We start from the raw sequence: 18229 nt of genomic DNA on the forward strand, positions 1-18229 counted from the left end.
CTGGTTTCGGGCAGCTTCTTCGGCATCTCCGCGCTTGCCTGGGCGCTGATCGTCTTCTCCGCTGTTATGATCGTGGTCGTCCACGGCACGTCGTTCGGGCTCAGGCTCTACGCGGTCGGCGGCCATCCCGAGGCGGCGCGCGCGGCGGGCATCAGCGTGCCCTTCTACGTCTCCTTCACCTATGTGCTGAGCGGCTTCTGCGCTGCGGTGGCGAGCATCCTCACCGTCTCGCGCCTGTCGGCCAGCACGCCCGGCTCCGGCGAGCTGCTCCTGTCGGTGCTGGCGGCCGCACTGCTCGGCACCGTCTTCTCCCGCCGCTTCGTGCCGACCATGGGCGGCACGCTGCTCAGCGTGCTGTTCATCGGCCTTCTGGCCAACGGCTTCCAGCTGCTCAACGTCTCCAGCTACTGGGTCAACGGCGTGCAGGGCGCGCTGATCCTGCTGGTGGTGGCCATCACATCCTTTGCCCGTGGTTCGGAGGGTTCGCGATGAGCGTCTCGGCCAACGACAACGCATCCAAGGCGAGTATGCGCGGCTTCCTCGCCAAATACAGCGTGCTCATCGCCTTCGCGGCCATCGTCATCTTCTTTTCGGTGGCGAGCCCGACTTTTCTCACGCCGGCCAACCTCTTCAACGTGCTGGTCAACAACGTCGTCATGCTRGCGATCGTGGCGCTGGGCCTTACCATCGTCATMTCGTCGGGCGGCATCGATCTCTCGGTCGGTGTCTCGGTCGACATAGCAAGCATGATCTTCGTCATGCTTCTAGCCGCCGGCTACAGCGGCGTGGTCGGCGTCGCCGGCGGGCTCGGCGCTGCTTTGATCGTCGGCATCCTCAACGCGATCCTCATCACCAGGCTGAACATCAGCCCCTTCCTGGCGACGCTCGGCGTGCTCTTCATCGGCCAGAGCACGCAGCAGCTCGCCACCAGCGGCGGCCAGCCGATCTATCTCACCAGCGGCTATGCCGCCGACCAGTTCAACGCCATCGCCCGCACCGCTTTGTTCGGGATACCGACCCCGGTCATCGTGCTGATCGTGCTCGCCGTCGCGGTCCATCTCCTGCTGCATCGTTCGGTGTTCGGCCGCTACGTGCAGGCGATGGGCGCGCAGCCGGGCGTGGCCTGGTATTCCGGCATCCGCGTGCCGCGCGAATTGTCGATGGTGCATGTGCTGTGCGCGCTGCTCGCCGGCGTCACCGGCATCCTGTTGTCGGCAACGGTGAAATCCTACGTGCCGCTGTCGGGCAATGCCTTCCTGCTCGACGCGATCGGCGCCACCTTTATCGGCACGACGCTCAGCCGCGAGCGCAAGCCCTCGGTCATCGGCACGCTGCTCGGCGTGCTCCTGCTCGCCATCGTCAAGAACGGGCTGCTGCTCGTCGGCTGGAATTTCTACTGGCAGCAGGTCGGTATCGGCCTGCTCGTCTTCCTGGTGCTGGCCGCAAGCTTCGGCCTGCGCCGCGCCGCCCATTGAGTTCGAAAGGTCAAGTCAGCCATGCCCCAGTTCGACGTCAGCTCGATCGGCTTCTACGTCCTCGACATCCTGGGACGGCCGGTCTCGCGCATTCCCGAAGGCGGCCGCGCCGACTATATCGAGGAGATCCGCATGACCGTCGCCGGCACGGCCGGCGCGACCGGCATGGACTGCGCCATCCTCGGCCTGAAGACGCGGGCCGTCACCACGCTCGGCACCGACGACATGGGTGACTGGTTCCTCGCCAAGCTGAAGAAATACGGCCTGGAGACGAGCCTCGTGCGCCGCGACGGCAGCGTCCAAACCTCGTCCACCATCCTGCCGGTGCGGCCGAACGGCGAGCGTCCCGCGCTGCATGTGCCGGGCACAGCCGCCTTGTTCGAGGTCGCCGATGGCGATCTCGATGCCGCGCTCGACGCGACCGTGGTCCATGTCGGCGGCACCGGCCTGTTGAAGCGCTTTGACGGCGAGCCGACGGTCAGACTGCTGAAGCGCGCCAAGGCGCTTGGCCRTATCACCACCTTCGACCTCATCCAGGCGACGCCGGAGACCTGGAAGCTGGTCGAACCATGCCTTCCCTATATCGACTATTTCGTGCCCAGCATCGACGAGGCCGGCGAGATGGCGCACGACCGCGATCCGGCCCGCGTCGCCGCCTTCTTCAAGGCGAGGGGCGTGAGGAACTGCATCCTCACCCTCGGCGCCGGCGGCGTCTATGTCTCGCCCGAGCATGGCGAGGATTTCCATCTGCCGGCCTTCGAGGTCGAGGTCTTCGACACCACGGGCTGCGGCGATTCCTTCACGGCCGGCATCATCGTCGGCATCGTCAAGGGCTGGGACCTGAAACAGTCCGCGCGCTTTGCCAGCGCGGTCGCCGCCAAGGTGGCGATGGGGCTGGGCTCCGACGGCAAACTCGTTTCATTCGACGACACGGTCGCGGCGATGAACTCGCTTCCGGTCAAGACATCAAAGGTGGAAGCAGCATGACAATTCTCCCTGAGGCCAAGGGCAAGACGGCTCTCGTCACCGGCGCCAGCCGCGGCATCGRCAGGGCGCTCGCCAAGGGGCTCGCCGAAGYGGGCTTCGACGTCGCCATCACCGATCTGCCGTCGCAGGCGGCGGAGCTTGACGTGACCAAAAGCGAGATCGAGGCGGCCGGCCGCAAGGCCTATGTCTACACGATGGATGTCAGCAAGAAGAAGGACATCGAAGCGACCGCGCAGGCGTTGCTTGAAGCGGCGGGCAGCATCGATGTGCTGGTCAACAATGCCGGCATCCTGAAACCCAGCCTGCTGCAGGATCTGGACGAGGCCAATTGGGACGCGCATTTCAACGTCAACGCCAAGGGCGTGCTGATGATGTGCCAGGCGGTGCTGCCGCATATGCGCGCCAGGAAGTCCGGCAGGGTGATCAACATCGCCTCGATCGCCGGTCGGCAGGGCGTGCCGACGCAGGGCCACTACGCCGCGACCAAGGCGGTGGTGATCACGCTGACGCGTGTCCTGGCGCAGGAGGTCGGCATGGACGGCGTCACCGTCAATGCGATCTGCCCAGGCATCATCCTGACCGAGATGGGCAAGAACAATCTGGGCAGCGAAGCGGCGATCCGCCATTGGGAGGATGTCGCGGCGCTGAAGCGCCTCGGCGCGCCGGAGGACATCATCGGTCCGGTGCTGTTCTTCGCCTCGGATCTCTCGGCCTTCGTCACCGGTCAAGCGCTCAACGTCGACGGCGGTATCTACTACCACTGAGGCTTGCAGCGGGCCTGCGCTACAGCCGCGGCCCCGCGACCATCCTGGCGACGCGCGCCATGTCGGCGCTCATTTCGCGATCGTCGTCGAGCGGGGCGACGAGCGCCCGCACGGCCTCATAGCTGCGCCGCGGGCCGTCGCCCATCGAGTCCAGCACGCCGCGCAACTCGACGCCGGTCGCGGCGAAGATCAGTTCCAWCGCCACCAGGTAGCGCAGGCGTTCGATGATCGCGGCGGTCTTGGCCACGACACGCGGCGCCATCGACGACTGGTCCTCGACGCCGTCCGAGATGGCAAGAGGGCTGAGCGACATCGGATTGGCGAGGTGCCGGATCTCGGCTTCAAGCGCGGCGACCGGCTTCTGCAGTTCCGCATAGCCCTGGCGGCTGCCGCCCCTGGCCGACAGGAAGCGCGGCAGCTCCGCCACCGTCGGCGACATCAGCTTCATCGAGCGGTTGGCGGTGCCGACCGCGCAATGCGCCAGCGCCTGGCCGAGGCTTTCCCAGGTCAGCGTGAAAGCGGTCAGGTCGAAATTGCCGTTGGAGACGACCCGTTCGGCCTCGGGCAGGATGACCGGATTGTCGCCGGAATGGCCGAGCTCGATCTCGGTTGCCAGCTTGGCCTGCTCATAGGCATGGAGCAGCCCGCCCCACACTTGCGGCACGCAGCGGAAGCTGAGCGGATCCTGGAGCCGCCGCGCGGCGTTGTCTTGCCACAGCCCGCTTCCGGAAAGCTCTGCCCGCAGCCGCGCGCCGATCTCGCGCTGGCCGAAGGCCGGCCGCGCCGCCAGCGCATCCTCGTCGATCGCCTTGAGCGACGCGCGAAAGGCTTCGTAGTTCAGCGCCACCGCCGCCAGCGACCAATCGATCAGGCAGGCGACCTCCTCGAGGGCAAGGCACGCCGTTCCGGTCGAGAGACTGTTGGCGACGATGATGGCGTGGCCATCCTTCTCGCGCAGGTCGAGCGGTTCGAGCCCTGCAAGCTTGAGCGCCTCGGCTGACGGCATGATCCGGCCTTGATATTCCGTCTCGCCGTCGCCGCGCAGCGCCCGCGCCAGATGGCCGAGCGGCGCAAGGTCGGCGGCGCCCACCGATCCCCAGCTCGGAATGACCGGATGGACACCGGCATTGAGCGCGGCGAGCAGGCCGAGCACCACGCCTTCCGAGGTGCCGGTGCCGCCTGCCGCCATGCCGCAGATGCGCGCGACCATCAGCGCCCGCACCGCCTCGGTCGGCAGCGACGGACCGGCGCCCATCGAGTGACTGAGCGGCACGCTGTGCTGGAAGGCGATCAGGTCGGCCTCGGCAAGCGGCGTGTCGACGCAGGCGCCGAGCCCGGTGGTGACGCCATAGAGCGGCTTGCCGAGCTGGGTGAGACGCTCGATCAGGGCGCGGCTGGCGCGGATGCGGCGCATGGCTTCCTCGCCGAGCACGAGCCGGGCATTGCGCCGCGCGATCTCGGCGACATCTTCCGTGCCMAGCGGCTTGGCGTCGAGGACGATCACTCTGGCTGTCATCGGGCAATTCCTCAGGCCTCCGGACTGGTGGCCGAACGAATGCAGGATATCCGGCATCGGAGCCGGCCATTGTCGAAAATCCGCCGTCGCGGTTGCCGTTATTTTTCCGCGGTCCGGATAAGCGGCACGGCGGCGAAAATTTCCGGCGCCGATGTCACATCGGGCCAAGCCTCGCTCGTCTTGAGATCGGAAGCAACGAAAGGAATCGACCCATGACTGTCAGACTTGACCCCCTTGCCGCCGCTCCTTCGCTGATGAAGGAGTGGCAGCGCGCTTCGCTCGCCATTTCCGGCAGCCTCGATCCGGCGCTGGCCGAGCTCATCGAGATCCGTTCCTCGCAGATCAATGGCTGCGCCAATTGCATCAATATGCATTCGACCTATGCCCGCGAGCGCGGCGAGACCGAGCAGCGCATCTATTTGTTGTCGGCCTGGCGCGAGGCGCCGTGCTATACCGATCGCGAGCGCGCCGCGCTCGGCTGGACCGAAGCGCTGACCAGAATCTCAGAAGGCCATACGCATGAAGCGGCCTATGAAGCGCTGAAGCCGCATTTCTCCGAGGAGGAGCGCGTGAAGCTCACATTGATGATCAACATAATCAATGGCTGGAACCGCATCGCGGTCGGCTTCGGCGGCTTTGTCGATCCGGCCGCCATCAAGGCCGCCAACAAGGCGGCTGCCGCCCAGGCTGCCAACAAGGCGGCCGCGGCTTGACGACGGAGCCGGCATTGACGGGCGCGGYGGCGGAGTTCGAGCCGCTGCGCCCGAAGCTGATGCGGGTCGCCTACCGCATGYTGGGCTCGGTCGCCGATGCCGAGGATGTGGTGCAGGAGGCCTTCATCCGCTGGATGCGGACCGAGCGCGCCGAGGTGCGCCAGCCCGAGGCGTTCCTGCGCCGCACGGTAACTAGGCTTTGCCTCGACCAGCTCAAATCCGCGCGGCATCAGCGCGAGACCTATGTCGGCCCGTGGCTGCCTGAGCCGCTGGTGGAGGAAGACGAGGCGGAGGACGTCACCTTGCCGCTGATGCTGGTGCTGGAGCGCCTGTCGCCGCTCGAGCGCGCAGCCTTCCTGCTGCATGACGTGTTCGGCCTGCAGTTCGAGGAGGTCGCGGCGGAGATCGAGCGCGATCCCGCCGCCTGCCGCCAGCTTGCGGCCAGAGCGCGTGAGCATGTCCGCGAGGCACGGCCGCGCTTCAAAGTCGAGAGAGAGCGCGGGCTGGAGATCGCCGAGGCCTTCTTCAACGCCTCGCGCAGCGGCGACATGAAAGCGCTCGGCGCGATGCTGAGCGCCGATGTCACCRCTCACGCCGACGGCGGCGGCAAGCGCCCGGCGGCGACCGAGCCGGCCCTCGGCTTCGAGGCGGTCATGACGCAATACGCGACCGTGGCGTCGTGGCTGAAGGACAATCCCTCGACGCTCATCCGCTACGGCTTCATCAACGGCCTGCCGGGCTTCGTCACGCTGGAGGTCGATGGCGAACTCCAGACCACGGCGCTCGATATCGAGAACGGCAACATCACGGCGATCTATGTCATGCGCAACCCCGACAAGTTGCGGCATCTGCACTAGCTGGGATGAAAGCAGCTGCGGGAACTTTTGCTCCGCTGGCGATTTTGGATATGCTGCAAGTCCAAATTGCTGGAAGGTCGCTGCCATGACGAAACATTTTGCAATCGCCGCGCTCATGCTTGCCGCGGCAGCCGCGATAGCGGGTCCCGCTGCCGCCGGCGAACATCGCTACCGCGTCGTCGAGCACGAGCGTTATGTTCCGGCCAGCGACGACATTATCGAGACGCTGTTCGGTGGTCCGCGCTACTACGACCAGCAGATGACCAACACGGCGGCGGGCGCCTGCGCGTATCACCGCGTCGGACCGGACGCGAATGCGGTGAACGACATCAACGACCACTATTGCGGGAAGTAGGGTCCCCCGGCGGCGTGCCGCGCGGGYCATTTCGATAAGCCTCGACCCCATTTGCGTTTATGATCCCTGCGAACTCATTGGAGTCGCTGGGGTGATTGTCGTTGGCCGGACCTAGCCTCCTTTGAATGTTGATCCTGTTATGGTTGGCGGGTCATCGCACACATTCGGCTCAAATATTGTATACAATACCAAAGAAAGATGTTGACAATCTGTCGCAGTCGGTTTCCCTTACGCCATACGCGCAGCCTACGAGCAAAACACAAAGCGCGATAACCAAGGGGAACTACCGATATGATCAACCGTCGCTCGACTTTGAAATCAATGGCGCTCGGCGCCGTCTCGACCCTGGCGCTTGCCGCTCTCGGCATTTCGTCCGCGCAGGCTGAAAACAAGGAACTGAAGATCGGCTTCGTCGGCGTCACCAGCGGCCCCGCGGCCGCCTGGGGCACGTCGAACGTGCGCTCGATGCAGACCCGCGCCGCCTGGATCAACGAGACCGGCGGCGTCAAGATCGGCAACGACACCTACAACATCAACATCGTCACCTTCGACGACCAGAAGGACCCCAAGCGCRCCATCGCCGGCATGGAGAAGATGGCGCAGGAAGGCGTCCACTATGTCGTCGGCCMGAATGTCGATGACGGCGCCGCGGCGGTGYGCCCCGTCGCCGAAGCCAACGGCATCATTTATTTCCCCTACGCCTTCCCCAAGGCGCTCTATCAGAAGCCGGCCTCCAATGCCGTGCTCGGTATGATCGCCAACTACCAGTCCGGTCCGGCGATCTACAAATATCTCAAGGAAAACAAAGGCGTGAAGAAGATCGCCTTCGTCGCGGCCAATGAATCCGATCCGCTCAGCCAGCGCGACAGCGGCGTCGAGGCGGCGAAAGCGCTCGGCCTGGAAATCGTCGCCCAGAACGACACCTACCAGAACGACACCCGCGACTTCACGCCGGTGCTGACGCCGATCGTCGCGCTGAAGCCCGACCTGCTCGTGCTGTCGGGCGTGGCGCCGGCCAACGCGCCGCTGCTCATCCGCGCCGCCCGCGAGCTCGGTTATGAAGGCCTGATCTCGACGGAAACCGCGCAGGACGCCAAGGTCCTGGAAGAGGGCGCCGGTGAATACGCCAACGGCTTCATCTCCGTCGGCGGCGCCTCCACGCCGGAAATCGCCTCGGACGCCATGAAGGAATTCGTCACCCGCTACACCAAGATGTTCGGCGAATACAACGACGAGTCCAACACCAAGGTCTATGCGCTCGAATACATCATCGAGACCTTGAAGGCGAACCCGGCAGCCATCAACGACGTAGCCGAATTCAAGAAGACCATGGACAGCTTCTCGGCGCCCAATCCCTTCCTCAAGGGCGACGCGAAGCTCAGCTATGTCGGCATGACGTCCTTCGGCCAGAAGCGTCAGCTTTCGGTGCCGATGGTGGTCAACGAATATAAGGACGGCGCCTTCCAGACCCTCTTCGTCGGCTCCGTCGACTAGCGTTACCTTCGAGCGCCGCTTCCTCCAGCTTGCCGCGAGGTCCGATAGGCCGGACCTCGCGGAAGATCGAAGGTATCCATGGAACAGGTCATCGCCAACGGATTGTATCTCGGTGCCCAATACGCGCTGATCGCGCTCGGGCTAACCCTGATCTTCGCCCTGATGAACGTGCTCAATTTCGCCCACGGCCAGATGTATGTGCTGGGCGGGTTCATCACCTACACCGTCTACGGCCAGCTCGGCCTGCCTTTCGTGGTGGCGCTGCTCGCCTCCGGCGTCACGCTCGCCGTCATTGGCGCGTTGATGGAGAAATTCCTCTTCCGCACCGTCATCCGGCGCAGCCACCGCGAGGAGAGCACGATGCTGCTCGCCGCCGCGACGGCCTTCTTCTTCGACGCCGTCATCCTGCTCCTGTTCGGCGAGAAGCAGCGCGGCGTTCCCAAGATCGTCAAGGGCGTCTTCAACGACGCGGGCATCATCATGCCCTACGACCGCATCGTCGTCGGCGCGCTGGCGATCGTCTTCATCGCCGCCTTCGTGCTCTACATGCAGTACAGCCGGGTCGGCCGCGCCATGCGGGCGCTCGCCCAGGACCGCGTCGCAGCCCAGCTGATGGGCGTCCGCGTCGACCGCTATTCGATGATCGGCTTTKCCATGGGCGCCATGCTCGCGGGCGTCGTCGGCGGGCTTCTGGTCACCATCACCGGCGTCAATTCCGGCATTGGCGGGCCGATCTCGATCAAGGCCTTCCTGATGGTGATGATCGGCGGCGCCGGCGTCGTCGGCGGCGCGATCGCTGGCGGTTTCATCCTCGGCATGATGGAGTCGGTCGGCCTCACCGTGCTGCGCGAATATGGCGACGTGACCTATCTCGTCATCTTCGCCGCCCTGATGGTGTTCCTGTCGGTCCGCCCCAACGGGCTGATGGGCAAGCCGTGGGGTTGATGGCGCCATGATCGTCAATCGCAACACCAGGATCGCCGCGGTCGTCGCCTTCCTAGCGATCGTCTTTGTCGCCGTGCCGGCTGCCATCTCGTCGAGCGGCCGCTTCGACCTCTATTATACGCTGACCTCGGTGGCGTTGCTCAGCATCGCCAGCGCCGGTGTCTGGCTCACTTTCTACATCGGCCGCATCAACATCGGCCAGGGTGCCTACGCGCTGATGGGCGGCTACGTCTCGGCCATACTGGTGATGAACCATGGCTGGTCGTTCTGGCTGACCTTGCCAGTGGCCGGGCTTTTCTGCGCCGCTGCAAGCGTGCTGATCGGCCTGCCGATCCTGCGGCTGCGCGGCGTCTATTTCGCCATGGTCACGCTGGTGCTGACCGAGGTGGCGCGGCTGCTTGCGCTGGCGCTGCCGATCACCAACGGCGCCAAGGGCATCGTCAGCATCCCGCTGCCCGGCGCCCTGTCGATCTTCGGCCTGACCATCATTCCGGATTTCGCCACGCTGCAGAATTCGYGGCTCGCCTTCTATCTGCTGGCGGTCACGCTGATGGTGGTCTGCTTCGCCATCATGTACCGGCTGGTTAATTCGCGCATCGGCAAGCTTTGCCAGTCGCTGCAGCAGAACGAGGAGCTCGCGTCCTCGATCGGCGTCAACATCGCCTGGCTGCGCGTCATCGCCTATGCCGTGTCGTCCTTCTTCGGCGGCGTTTCCGGCGCCATCTTCGCCGCCATCTCGCAATCGATCTACCCGTCGAGCTTCACGGTCAYCGATTCCGTCAACTTCATGCTGAACTGCTTCCTCGGCGGTCTCGGCTATGYGTTCRGTCCGATGCTCGGCAYGCTGGTGCTCTATTTCGGCTGGGACCTTCTGTTCCAGACCGGCCAGTTCCAGCTGCTCATCTATTCCGGCCTGATGATCGTGCTGATGCTGGTGCTGCCCAACGGTCTGCTCAGCCTTGCCGAAACGACCCGGAAGAAGGGTTGAGCGATGGCCGAAATGCTCGAGGTCTCCGGCATCACCAAGCGCTTCGGCGGTCTGGTTGCGGTCAACAACGTGTCCTTCTCGGTGCGCGAGAAGGAGATCCTGTCGGTGATCGGTCCGAACGGCGCCGGCAAGTCGACCTTGTTCAAGCTGATCTCGTCGTTCCTCAGGCCCACAACCGGTGAGGTGCGCCTGAAGGGCGAACGCATCTCCGGTCTCGCCCCGCATATCGCCGCCCGCAGGGGCGTGGTGCRCACCTTCCAGGAGACGACGATCTTCAAGAACATGAGCGTGCGCGACAACGTCATCATCGCGCATCATCTGCGCTCGAAGGCGAGCCTGTTCGGCTTCTTCCTCGGCACTGGCACCGCGAAGGCCGACGAAGCGGACTTCGGCCAATCGGCCGACGAGATCCTGGCGCTGCTCGGCCTCTCCTCGCTCGCCAATSAGACCGCCCGCAACCTGCCGCACGGCCATTTGCGCGCGCTGGGCATCGCCATTGGTCTCGCCACCAACCCTTCCATCCTGCTGCTCGACGAGCCTTTCGCCGGCATGAACCACGACGAGACCATGCGCATGGTGGAAATGGTGCGACGCCTGCGCGAGCGCGGCCTCACCATCCTTCTGGTCGAGCACGACATGCCGGCCGTGATGAAGATTTCGGACCGCCTCGTCGTGCTCAATTTCGGGCAGAAGATCGCCGAGGGAACGCCGTCGGAAATCCAGGCCAACGAGAAGGTGATCGAGGCCTATCTGGGCAGCGAAGACGAGGCGATCGGCCTATGAACCAGATCCTGAACTTCGCCAATGTCGAGCTCTACTACGACCACGTCTATGCGCTGAAAGGCGTTTCGCTCGAGGTCAATGAGGGCGAGACGGTCGCGCTGATCGGCGCCAACGGCGCCGGCAAATCGTCGATCCTTCGCGCCATCACCGGTCTGCGCAAGATCTGGTCCGGCGAAATCCAATACAACGGCAAGCGCATCGATGGTGCCVCCCCCGACGAGATCGTCAAGATGGGCATCGCCATGGTGCCCGAGGGACGCCGCGTCTTCCCCTTCATGTCGGTCAGAGACAACCTCCTGATGGGCGCCTTCACGCGCACCAGCAAAGCCGAGATCGCCGCGTCGATGGAGATGGTGCTGGGGCGCTTTCCGCGGCTGAAGGAGCGCTTCTCGCAGGCCGCCGGCACGATGAGCGGCGGCGAGCAGCAGATGCTGGTCATCGGCCGCGCCTTGATGGCGAAGCCGAAGCTCCTGCTGCTCGACGAGCCGTCGCTCGGCGTCGCGCCAAAGCTCGTTCAGGACATCGCCCGCTCGATCGTCRCCATCAACCGCGACGAGAAGGTCAGCGTGCTTCTGGTCGAGCAGAATTCGCGCATGGCGCTGCGCATCTCGCAGCGCGCCTATGCGCTGACCACCGGCAGTGTCGCGCTGAGCGGCAACTCCGCCGAATTGCTGACCGACGACCGGGTCAAGCGTCTTTACCTGGGCGGCGAGATCTGAGGCTGATTGGAATGCGCATTCTCGTCATCAATCCCAACACCACTCAATCCATGACCGCCAAGATCGGCGAGGCGGCGGCAAGCGTTGCGTCCCAGGCCACCCAGATCGTCGCCGTCAATCCGRCCGACGGTCCGCCCAGCATCGAGGGTTATTTCGACGAGGTCTTCGCCATTCCGGGCATCATCGCCGAAATGGGCAAGGCGCCTGCCGATGCTTATGTCATCGCCTGCTTCGACGACACAGGCCTCGATGCAGCCCGCTGCGCCACCGAGGCTCCGGTCATCGGCATCGGCGAGGCCGCGTTCCATATGGCGAGCCTTGTCGCAGGCAAATTCAGCGTGGTCACCACGCTTGCCCGCTCCGTTCCGGCGATCGAGCACAATCTGGCGAAATACGGCCTCGCCTCGCGCTGCRCCAAGGTGCRCTCGTCGGACGWCGCCGTGCTCGAGCTCGAACGTCCGGGCTCGAATGCCAGGCACCGGATATCGCGGGAGATCGCGCGCGCCATCAACGAGGACCATGCCGAGGCGATCGTGCTCGGTTGCGCCGGCATGGCCGACCTTGCGCACAGCCTGTCCGAGGAGCATGGCGTTCCCGTGCTGGACGGTGTCGTCTGCGCCGTCACGTTGGCCGAGAGCCTGTTCAAGGTCGGTTTGAAGACATCGAAGATCGGCGGCTATGCCGCGCCGCGCGGCAAGCGCTTTTCGGGCGCTTTCGCCTCGCTGTCGCCGACCGGCTGAGAGGAGGTTGCCGGGATTGACCGTCGCGCAAGCCATATTAGATTGAACTCACCTCTACCGGTGGAGGCAAATCAGGCGTGTTGCGCCTGCGCGTTGAAGAGCATGCTGACAGTCCTCAAGGAAGAAGATCGAGATGACAAGCCGGCGGCGCGCTGGTCGCCGATCTATTATGGGTTGAGGGATGCCATCGTCAGYCATCGCCTTGCGCCAGGCACCAAGCTGCCGGAGGACGAGCTGGCCTCGATCTATTCGGTGAGCCGCACCGTCGTCCGCGCCGCCCTGCAGGCTCTTGCCCATGACCGGCTGGCGCGGCTGGAGCCCAATCGCGGCGCCTTTGTCGCCCAGCCATCGAAAATCGAGGCGCGCGAGGTGTTCGAGGCACGAGCCCTGATCGAGCCAAAGGTCGCCGCGCTTGCCGCCAAGGTGGCGGTGCCGTCCGACATCGTGCAATTGCGCCAACATCTTGAGAAGGAGCACGAAGCATTGCATGACGGCCGCGACAGCGATGCCATCATGCTGTCGGCGCGCTTTCATGTCGGCATCGCCGAGATCGCCGCGCATTCGGTGTTCACCAATTTCGTCCGCGATCTCGTCTCGCACTCCTCGCTGATCATCGCGCTCTACTGGAAGCGCCGCGACGCGACCTGCGAGAAGCACGCCCACCACGCCCTGGTCGATGCGATCGAGGCCGGCGACAGCGCCGACGCGGCCGCGCTGATGAACAGCCATCTGGTCGATCTTTTGTCCGGGCTCGACCTCACCGACAAGGTCGAGAAGTCTGACAGCCTGGCGGATTTGCTGCGCGCATAGCGACTTGCAGGYGGTTCAGCTGGATTGCCGAACCGCCTGGGCAGCCTGTTAAGCCGCGGCGGCCTRCGAATAATCCATCCGCTCCAGATCGGCGATGAGGCCGGGTCCGGTCGGCTGCCAGCCGAGATGCTGACGCGTCCATTCGCTCGACGCCGGCATGTCGAGGCCCGCGAACATGGCGAGCCACCCGAAATGGTCGGCGGCCTCTTCCTGCGACAGCGAGACCACCGGCACGTTGAGGCCGGCGCCGATCACTTCAGCGATCCCTCGCATGGCGATGCCTTCCTCGGCGACGGCGTTGTAGCGCACGCCGGCTTCCTGCTTGTCCAGCGCCAGGCGGTAGAGCTTCGCGACATCCAGCACATGCGCCGCCGACCACCGGTTGYGACCCTCGCCGAGATAGGCCGACACGCCCTTGGCGCGCGTCTGCGCGATCAGCGGGGTGATGAGCCCTTGCTTCACCGTGTCATGCACCTGCGGCAGCCGCACCACCGACACCTTGACGCCCTTCTCGGCCATCGCCGCGCCGGTGAGCTCGGACAGGATGCGCGGATTGGGATGGTCGGTGTTGAAGACGTCTTCTCGCGCCGGCTGTCCGTGTTCGGCGGAGCCCATGCCCACACCCGACGTGATGATGAGCAGCCGGTCGGAGCCGGCGAGCGCGCCGCCCAGCGCTTCGATCACCCGCTTGTCCTTCTCGCAATTCGCGACGAAATTCGAGAAATTGTGATCGAAGGCGGTGTGGATCACCGCATCCGATTTCGCCGCGCCGTCGCGCAGGCTGTCGAGATCCTCGATGTCGCCGCGATGCGGCTCGGCGCCGGCGGCGGCAAGCGAGCGCGCACCAGCTTCGGAGCGGGTCAGGCCGAGCACCTGATGTCCGGCGGCAAGGAGTTCGGGCACGATCCTGGAACCGATGAAACCGGTCGCGCCGGTAAGGAATACACGCATGGGAAGGTCTCCTGTGGTTGTTCGGAGACCTTATTTGCGCTATAACTCATCCTGTTAAAGTAGTGACTTTATCATGGTATAATTGCCAACAGGGTGGCGATGGCCCAAGAGATTGCCAACAAACAGGCCGCAAACAAGCTCGGCACCTTTCTGCGCGATCGCCGCATGCGTCTCGATCCCGTAGCGTTCGGCTTCGCCACGGGGCGGCGGCGTACCCAAGGGCTGCGCCGCGAAGAAGTGGCGCAGCGCGCCAACATCAGCCCGACCTGGTACACCTGGCTGGAGCAGGGGCGGGGCGGCGCCCCGTCCGCCGATGTGCTGAACCGCATCGCGGCGGGACTGATGCTGACCGAGCCCGAACGCGAGCATCTGTTCATGCTGGGTCTCGGCCGGCCGCCAGAGGTCCGTTACAGGAACGTCGACAGCGTGACGCCGCGCCTGCAGCGCGTCCTCGACGCTTTGGACCCCAGCCCGGCGATCATCAAGACCGCAACCTGGGATGTGGTGGCCTGGAACCGTGCCGCCGCGGCGATGCTGACCGACTATTCCAAGCTGCCGCGCGAGCAGCGCAACATCCTGCGCCTGATGTTCGGCAATCCCCGCGTGCGCGACGCGCAGGAGGATTGGCGGAGCGTCGCCCGCTTCGTGGTTGGCTCCTTCAGGGCGGATGCCACGCGGGCRGGYGCKGGCGCGGAAATCACCCAGCTCGTCGAGGAGCTTTGCCGGATCAGTCCGGAATTCGAGGCGCTGTGGCGCGACAACGACGTCGTTCCGGCCCATGGCGAAGGCGTGAAGCGCCTGCGCCATCCCGAGATCGGACTGATCGAGCTGGAGTTCTCGGTCTTTGCCGTCGACGGGCGGCCCGAGCTCGGCATGATCGTCTACAACCCCGCGACGCAGGCGGATGCGGAACGCATCCGGTCACTGATTGAGTCCCGCGCTGGCTGATGGCGTGTTCCTCAGGCCCTCGTCGCCGCGCGCCTTAGCGCCTGCGGCGGTTGGCCAAAGCTCCTCATGAAAGCGCGGCGCATGCGTCCGGCGTCGCCGAAGCCGCTCTCCTCGGCGATGCGGTCGAGCGGCGTGTTGCTCGTCTCGACCGCCATCCGCGCGGCTTCGAGGCGCAGGCGTTCGACAGCCTTGGCCGGCGTGGTGCCGGTCTCAGTGGCGAAGGCGCGGGAAAAATTGCGCGGGCTCATGGCAGCGCGTTCGGCGAGGCGCTCTACGGTCAGCGGCTGGGCGAGTTTGGTCCGCATCCACTCGATTAGTTCGACGAACCGGCCCGAACGCCCGCCGAACTCCACAAGGCCGGAGAATTGCGACTGCCCGCCAGGCCGGCGCTGGTGGACCACGAGCTGCTGCGCGGTGCGGCGCGCGATCGCCGGCCCGAGATCGTCCTCGATCAGCRCCAGCGCGAGATCGATGCCGGCCGAGATGCCGGCCGACGTCCACACGCTGCCATCCTGGATGAAGATGCGCTCGGCATCGAGTTTCACCTTCKGATAGCGGCGGGCGAAATCGTCTGTGCTCCACCAATGTGTGGTGGCGCTCCGGCCGTCGAGCAGGCCTGCCTCCGCCAGYAGATAGGCACCGGTGCACACGCTTGCCGTCCGGCGCGGCTTTGCCTGTCGCAGCCAGGCGACGATTTCCTGGGCCGCGGCCATGGAGCGGATGATCTCGCCGCCTGAAACGACAGCCGTGTCGAGGGGCCTGGCATCGGAYAGAGGCCATGCTGAAAGCCGCATGCCCGATGAACTCTCGACCTCRCCGCCGCTGGGCGCCAGCATTTCCAGCCTGTAGCTGCCGGGCTGATAGTGTTCGGCCAATTCGAAGGCTGCCGCGGGGCCAGCTACGTCCAGCAACTGGAAGCCCGGATGGATGATGATGCCTATCATGCGCATGGCAGTTTTTGCCCGATATATGTCATTTCGGCCAAAACCTATCGGAGCTAGCCTGCCGGTCAAGCGTTGAGATCGGAAGGATCAAGCCATGAGTCTGCGTATCGTGTTGTGGAGCGTTCTCGGCGTTCTGCTGATTTTCGTCGCAGCCGGCGCCGCATGGTTGCTGTCGCTGCCTTCCGCGTCGCTGGCCGCGGTGCAGCCGGCGATCGATGCCAAGGAGGCCGAAGCCACGCTCGCGGCGTTGAAGCCGAAGCGCCAGCGCCCGCTGATCGCGATCGTCGGCGTCAATGACGGCACCGAGACGACCGACTATCTGATGCCCTACGGCATCCTGCGCCGCGCCGACGTCGCCGACGTCGTCGCGCTGGCGACGCGGCCGGGACCGGTGCAATTGCACCCGGCTTTGCGCGTCGAGCCCGACGCGACGATAGCGGCGTTCGATGCCCAGCATCCGGAAGGCGCCGACTATGTCATCGTTCCCGCCATGATGCGCGACGACGATCCGGACGTGTTGAGATGGATCAGGGACCAGTCGGCCAAGGGCGCCATGGTGATCGGCGTCTGCGTCGGCGCCACGGTGGTCGGCGCCAGCGGATTGCTCGACGGCAAGCGCGCGACGACGCATTGGTATTCCCTGAACGAATTGCGCCAGAAACATCCGACGATCCGCTACGTTGCCGATCGCCGCTACGTCGTCGACCGGAATGTCGCGACCACGACCGGCATCACCGCGTCGATGCCGATGATGCTGACCCTGATCGAGGCGATAGCCGGCCGCGACAAGGCGGAAGCCGTCGCCCGCGATCTCGGCCTCGACCATTGGGATGCGCGCCACGACAGCGGCGCCTTCAAGTTCACGCGGCCTTTCGCGCTGACGGCGATCGGCAACACGCTGGCCTTTTTCAATCACGAGCAGCTCGGCATTCCGCTGACGCCAGGCATGGACGAGGTGTCGCTGGCGCTGGCTGCCGACGCCTGGTCGCGGACCTTTCGCTCCCGCGCGGTCACCTTCGCCCCAAAGGGCGGCGCCGTCGTCAGCCGCGCAGGTATCCGCATCCTGCCCGACCAGGTTGCAAGCGATTGGCCGGCGGATCGGAAGGTTCCGGCCATGGCGGATGTTCCGCCGGCAAAGGCGCTGGACCGGACGCTCAAGGACATCACGGCACGCTACGGCGAGCGCACCACCGATTTCGTCGCCATGCAACTCGAATATCCGCGGATACAGCCGACGCCGTGAAGCGTCAGTTTTGCTTCCGCCTGCCTGCCCGCTTCGGGGAAGTGCCGGTATCGCCCGAATGCCTGATATGGTCAATGAAGGCGCGCAGCTTGGGCAGAACCTGATGCCTTTCCGGATAATAGAGGAACACGCCGGGCGTGGTCACCGCGAAGCGGCCGAGCAGCGCCTGCAGACGCCCGTCGGCGATCGGCGCTTCGGCGATCGGGCCTGRCACCTGGGCCAGCCCGACACCCTGGATCGCCGCGCCGAGCAGCGACGGATAATCGTGCGCGATGAGCGGTCCCGACACGATTGCCTCGACGGCCTTGTTGCCGTCGACAAAGGACCAGGGCGCGACCGAGCCGTTCGAGCGGCGCAGGCGCAGGCAGGCATGGTCGCGCAGGTCCTCGATGCGCTCGGGCGTCGCGCGCCGGCGCAGATAATCCGGACTGCCGACGATCACCATCGGAAAGGAGGGCGTCAGGCGAACCGCGATCATGTCAGGCGCGATCAGATCGCCCATGCGGATGCCGGCGTCGAAACCTTCCGCGGCGAGATCGGCCAGCTCGCCGCTGGCGACGATCTCCAGCTCGATCTCGGGATAGGCCTGGCAGAAGGAGGCGATCATCGGCTCCAGCAGCATCGGCACCACGGCCGGCGGCACCGAGAGGCGCAACAGCCCGGCCGGCCGCTGGCCCATCCCGCGCGCGATCTCGCTTGCCGCGATCAGCTCCTCGAAGGCCGGCCGGGCGCGCGTGAAAAAGCGCTCGCCGGCTTCGGTGAGGCCGACGCTGCGCGTCGTGCGGATGAAGAGCGCAGCGCCTATGCGCGCCTCCAGCGTTCGTATCGCCTGGCTGATCGCTGACGGGGTGACGGCAAGCTCGGCTGCCGCCTTGCGGAAATTGCGGTGCCTGGCCACGCTCAAGAAGGCTTCGACGCCGTCGAGCGCGCCATGCCTGACTGTGAAGTTCTGCTTCATGACCCATCGACATTATCGCGGATAGTTGCCGGCAGAAAG

The 18229-nt window shown here is 65.3% G+C and carries 20 protein-coding genes; 16 read left to right on the forward strand and 4 right to left on the reverse strand.

All coding sequences use genetic code 11. From position 1 onward, the window contains the following. The 4 genes from LCM4576_RS25785 to LCM4576_RS25800 form a co-directional block, all read left to right on the forward strand. A partial coding sequence (locus LCM4576_RS25785) for an ABC transporter permease (RefSeq protein ID WP_407067406.1) occupies positions 1–492 on the forward strand: 492 nt, incomplete at its 5' end. Continuing rightward, on the forward strand, positions 489–1475 hold the full coding sequence (locus LCM4576_RS25790; RefSeq protein ID WP_071035326.1) for an ABC transporter permease: 987 nt from the start codon (positions 489–491) through the stop codon (positions 1473–1475). The genes LCM4576_RS25785 and LCM4576_RS25790, both read left to right, overlap by 4 nt. Positions 1476–1496: 21 nt before the next feature. After that, the gene (locus tag LCM4576_RS25795) at positions 1497–2462 is read left to right on the forward strand and encodes a carbohydrate kinase family protein (protein WP_071035327.1); all 966 of its coding nucleotides are present in this window, start codon (positions 1497–1499) and stop codon (positions 2460–2462) included. Further along, entirely contained in the window at positions 2459–3226 is a 768-nt protein-coding gene (locus LCM4576_RS25800; protein WP_071035328.1) for an SDR family NAD(P)-dependent oxidoreductase, read from the forward strand. The genes LCM4576_RS25795 and LCM4576_RS25800 overlap by 4 nt, the downstream gene beginning before the upstream one ends. Before the next feature lie 19 nt (positions 3227–3245). Here the strand turns inward: LCM4576_RS25800 and hutH are convergent, their stop codons facing one another. Further along, positions 3246–4742 (reverse strand): histidine ammonia-lyase, encoded by a 1497-nt coding sequence (gene hutH / locus LCM4576_RS25805; RefSeq protein ID WP_071035861.1) that lies wholly within the window; start codon positions 4740–4742, stop codon positions 3246–3248. A 212-nt stretch (positions 4743–4954) separates the two neighbouring features. Here hutH and LCM4576_RS25810 point away from each other — a divergent pair, with 212 nt between their 5' ends. The 10 genes from LCM4576_RS25810 (at position 4955) to LCM4576_RS25855 (ending at position 13146) form a co-directional block, all read left to right on the forward strand. Beyond that, positions 4955–5455 carry a carboxymuconolactone decarboxylase family protein gene (locus tag LCM4576_RS25810; protein ID WP_040980123.1) on the forward strand — a complete coding sequence of 167 codons (501 nt, stop codon included), beginning with the start codon at positions 4955–4957 and terminating at the stop codon, positions 5453–5455. A 59-nt stretch (positions 5456–5514) separates the two neighbouring features. Then, positions 5515–6312 carry a sigma-70 family RNA polymerase sigma factor gene (locus LCM4576_RS25815; RefSeq protein WP_071035862.1) on the forward strand — a complete coding sequence of 266 codons (798 nt, stop codon included), beginning with the start codon at positions 5515–5517 and terminating at the stop codon, positions 6310–6312. An 85-nt stretch (positions 6313–6397) separates the two neighbouring features. Next, a complete protein-coding gene (locus tag LCM4576_RS25820; RefSeq protein WP_040980126.1) occupies positions 6398–6667 on the forward strand; it encodes a hypothetical protein in 270 nt (89 codons plus the stop codon). A 291-nt stretch (positions 6668–6958) separates the two neighbouring features. After that, positions 6959–8161 (forward strand): ABC transporter substrate-binding protein, encoded by a 1203-nt coding sequence (locus tag LCM4576_RS25825; RefSeq protein WP_071035329.1) that lies wholly within the window; start codon positions 6959–6961, stop codon positions 8159–8161. A gap of 78 nt (positions 8162–8239) precedes the next feature. Next, positions 8240–9106, forward strand: coding sequence for a branched-chain amino acid ABC transporter permease (locus tag LCM4576_RS25830; protein WP_071035330.1), 867 nt, complete (start codon positions 8240–8242; stop codon positions 9104–9106). A gap of 7 nt (positions 9107–9113) precedes the next feature. Then, a complete protein-coding gene (locus LCM4576_RS25835) occupies positions 9114–10094 on the forward strand; it encodes a branched-chain amino acid ABC transporter permease (RefSeq protein ID WP_071035331.1) in 981 nt (326 codons plus the stop codon). A 3-nt stretch (positions 10095–10097) separates the two neighbouring features. Beyond that, positions 10098–10877 (forward strand): ABC transporter ATP-binding protein, encoded by a 780-nt coding sequence (locus LCM4576_RS25840; RefSeq protein ID WP_071035332.1) that lies wholly within the window; start codon positions 10098–10100, stop codon positions 10875–10877. Further along, on the forward strand, positions 10874–11596 hold the full coding sequence (locus LCM4576_RS25845; RefSeq protein WP_071035333.1) for an ABC transporter ATP-binding protein: 723 nt from the start codon (positions 10874–10876) through the stop codon (positions 11594–11596). The genes LCM4576_RS25840 and LCM4576_RS25845 overlap by 4 nt, the downstream gene beginning before the upstream one ends. Before the next feature lie 11 nt (positions 11597–11607). Then, on the forward strand, positions 11608–12336 hold the full coding sequence (locus tag LCM4576_RS25850) for an aspartate/glutamate racemase family protein (protein ID WP_071035334.1): 729 nt from the start codon (positions 11608–11610) through the stop codon (positions 12334–12336). Between the two features lie 102 nt (positions 12337–12438). After that, positions 12439–13146 carry a GntR family transcriptional regulator gene (locus tag LCM4576_RS25855; protein ID WP_071035863.1) on the forward strand — a complete coding sequence of 236 codons (708 nt, stop codon included), beginning with the start codon at positions 12439–12441 and terminating at the stop codon, positions 13144–13146. Between the two features lie 48 nt (positions 13147–13194). On the opposite strand, the gene LCM4576_RS25860 is transcribed toward LCM4576_RS25855, so the two are convergent. After that, positions 13195–14097: an SDR family oxidoreductase gene (locus LCM4576_RS25860; protein WP_071035335.1), complete on the reverse strand. Its 903-nt coding sequence runs from the start codon at positions 14095–14097 to the stop codon at positions 13195–13197. Between the two features lie 99 nt (positions 14098–14196). Here LCM4576_RS25860 and LCM4576_RS25865 point away from each other — a divergent pair, with 99 nt between their 5' ends. Next, positions 14197–15045, forward strand: coding sequence for a helix-turn-helix transcriptional regulator (locus LCM4576_RS25865; RefSeq protein WP_071035336.1), 849 nt, complete (start codon positions 14197–14199; stop codon positions 15043–15045). A gap of 11 nt (positions 15046–15056) precedes the next feature. On the opposite strand, the gene LCM4576_RS25870 is transcribed toward LCM4576_RS25865, so the two are convergent. Continuing rightward, positions 15057–15989: a GlxA family transcriptional regulator gene (locus LCM4576_RS25870; RefSeq protein ID WP_071035864.1), complete on the reverse strand. Its 933-nt coding sequence runs from the start codon at positions 15987–15989 to the stop codon at positions 15057–15059. Between the two features lie 94 nt (positions 15990–16083). On the opposite strand from LCM4576_RS25870, the gene LCM4576_RS25875 reads away from it, so the two are divergent. Then, a complete protein-coding gene (locus tag LCM4576_RS25875) occupies positions 16084–17232 on the forward strand; it encodes a DJ-1/PfpI family protein (RefSeq protein ID WP_071035337.1) in 1149 nt (382 codons plus the stop codon). Between the two features lie 4 nt (positions 17233–17236). On the opposite strand, the gene LCM4576_RS25880 is transcribed toward LCM4576_RS25875, so the two are convergent. Beyond that, positions 17237–18190: a LysR family transcriptional regulator gene (locus LCM4576_RS25880; protein WP_071035338.1), complete on the reverse strand. Its 954-nt coding sequence runs from the start codon at positions 18188–18190 to the stop codon at positions 17237–17239. Positions 18191–18229: the final 39 nt, after the last annotated feature.

Origin of the sequence: Mesorhizobium sp. LCM 4576 (assembly GCF_001854815.1) — a bacterium.
Taxonomy (GTDB): domain Bacteria; phylum Pseudomonadota; class Alphaproteobacteria; order Rhizobiales; family Rhizobiaceae; genus Mesorhizobium; species Mesorhizobium plurifarium.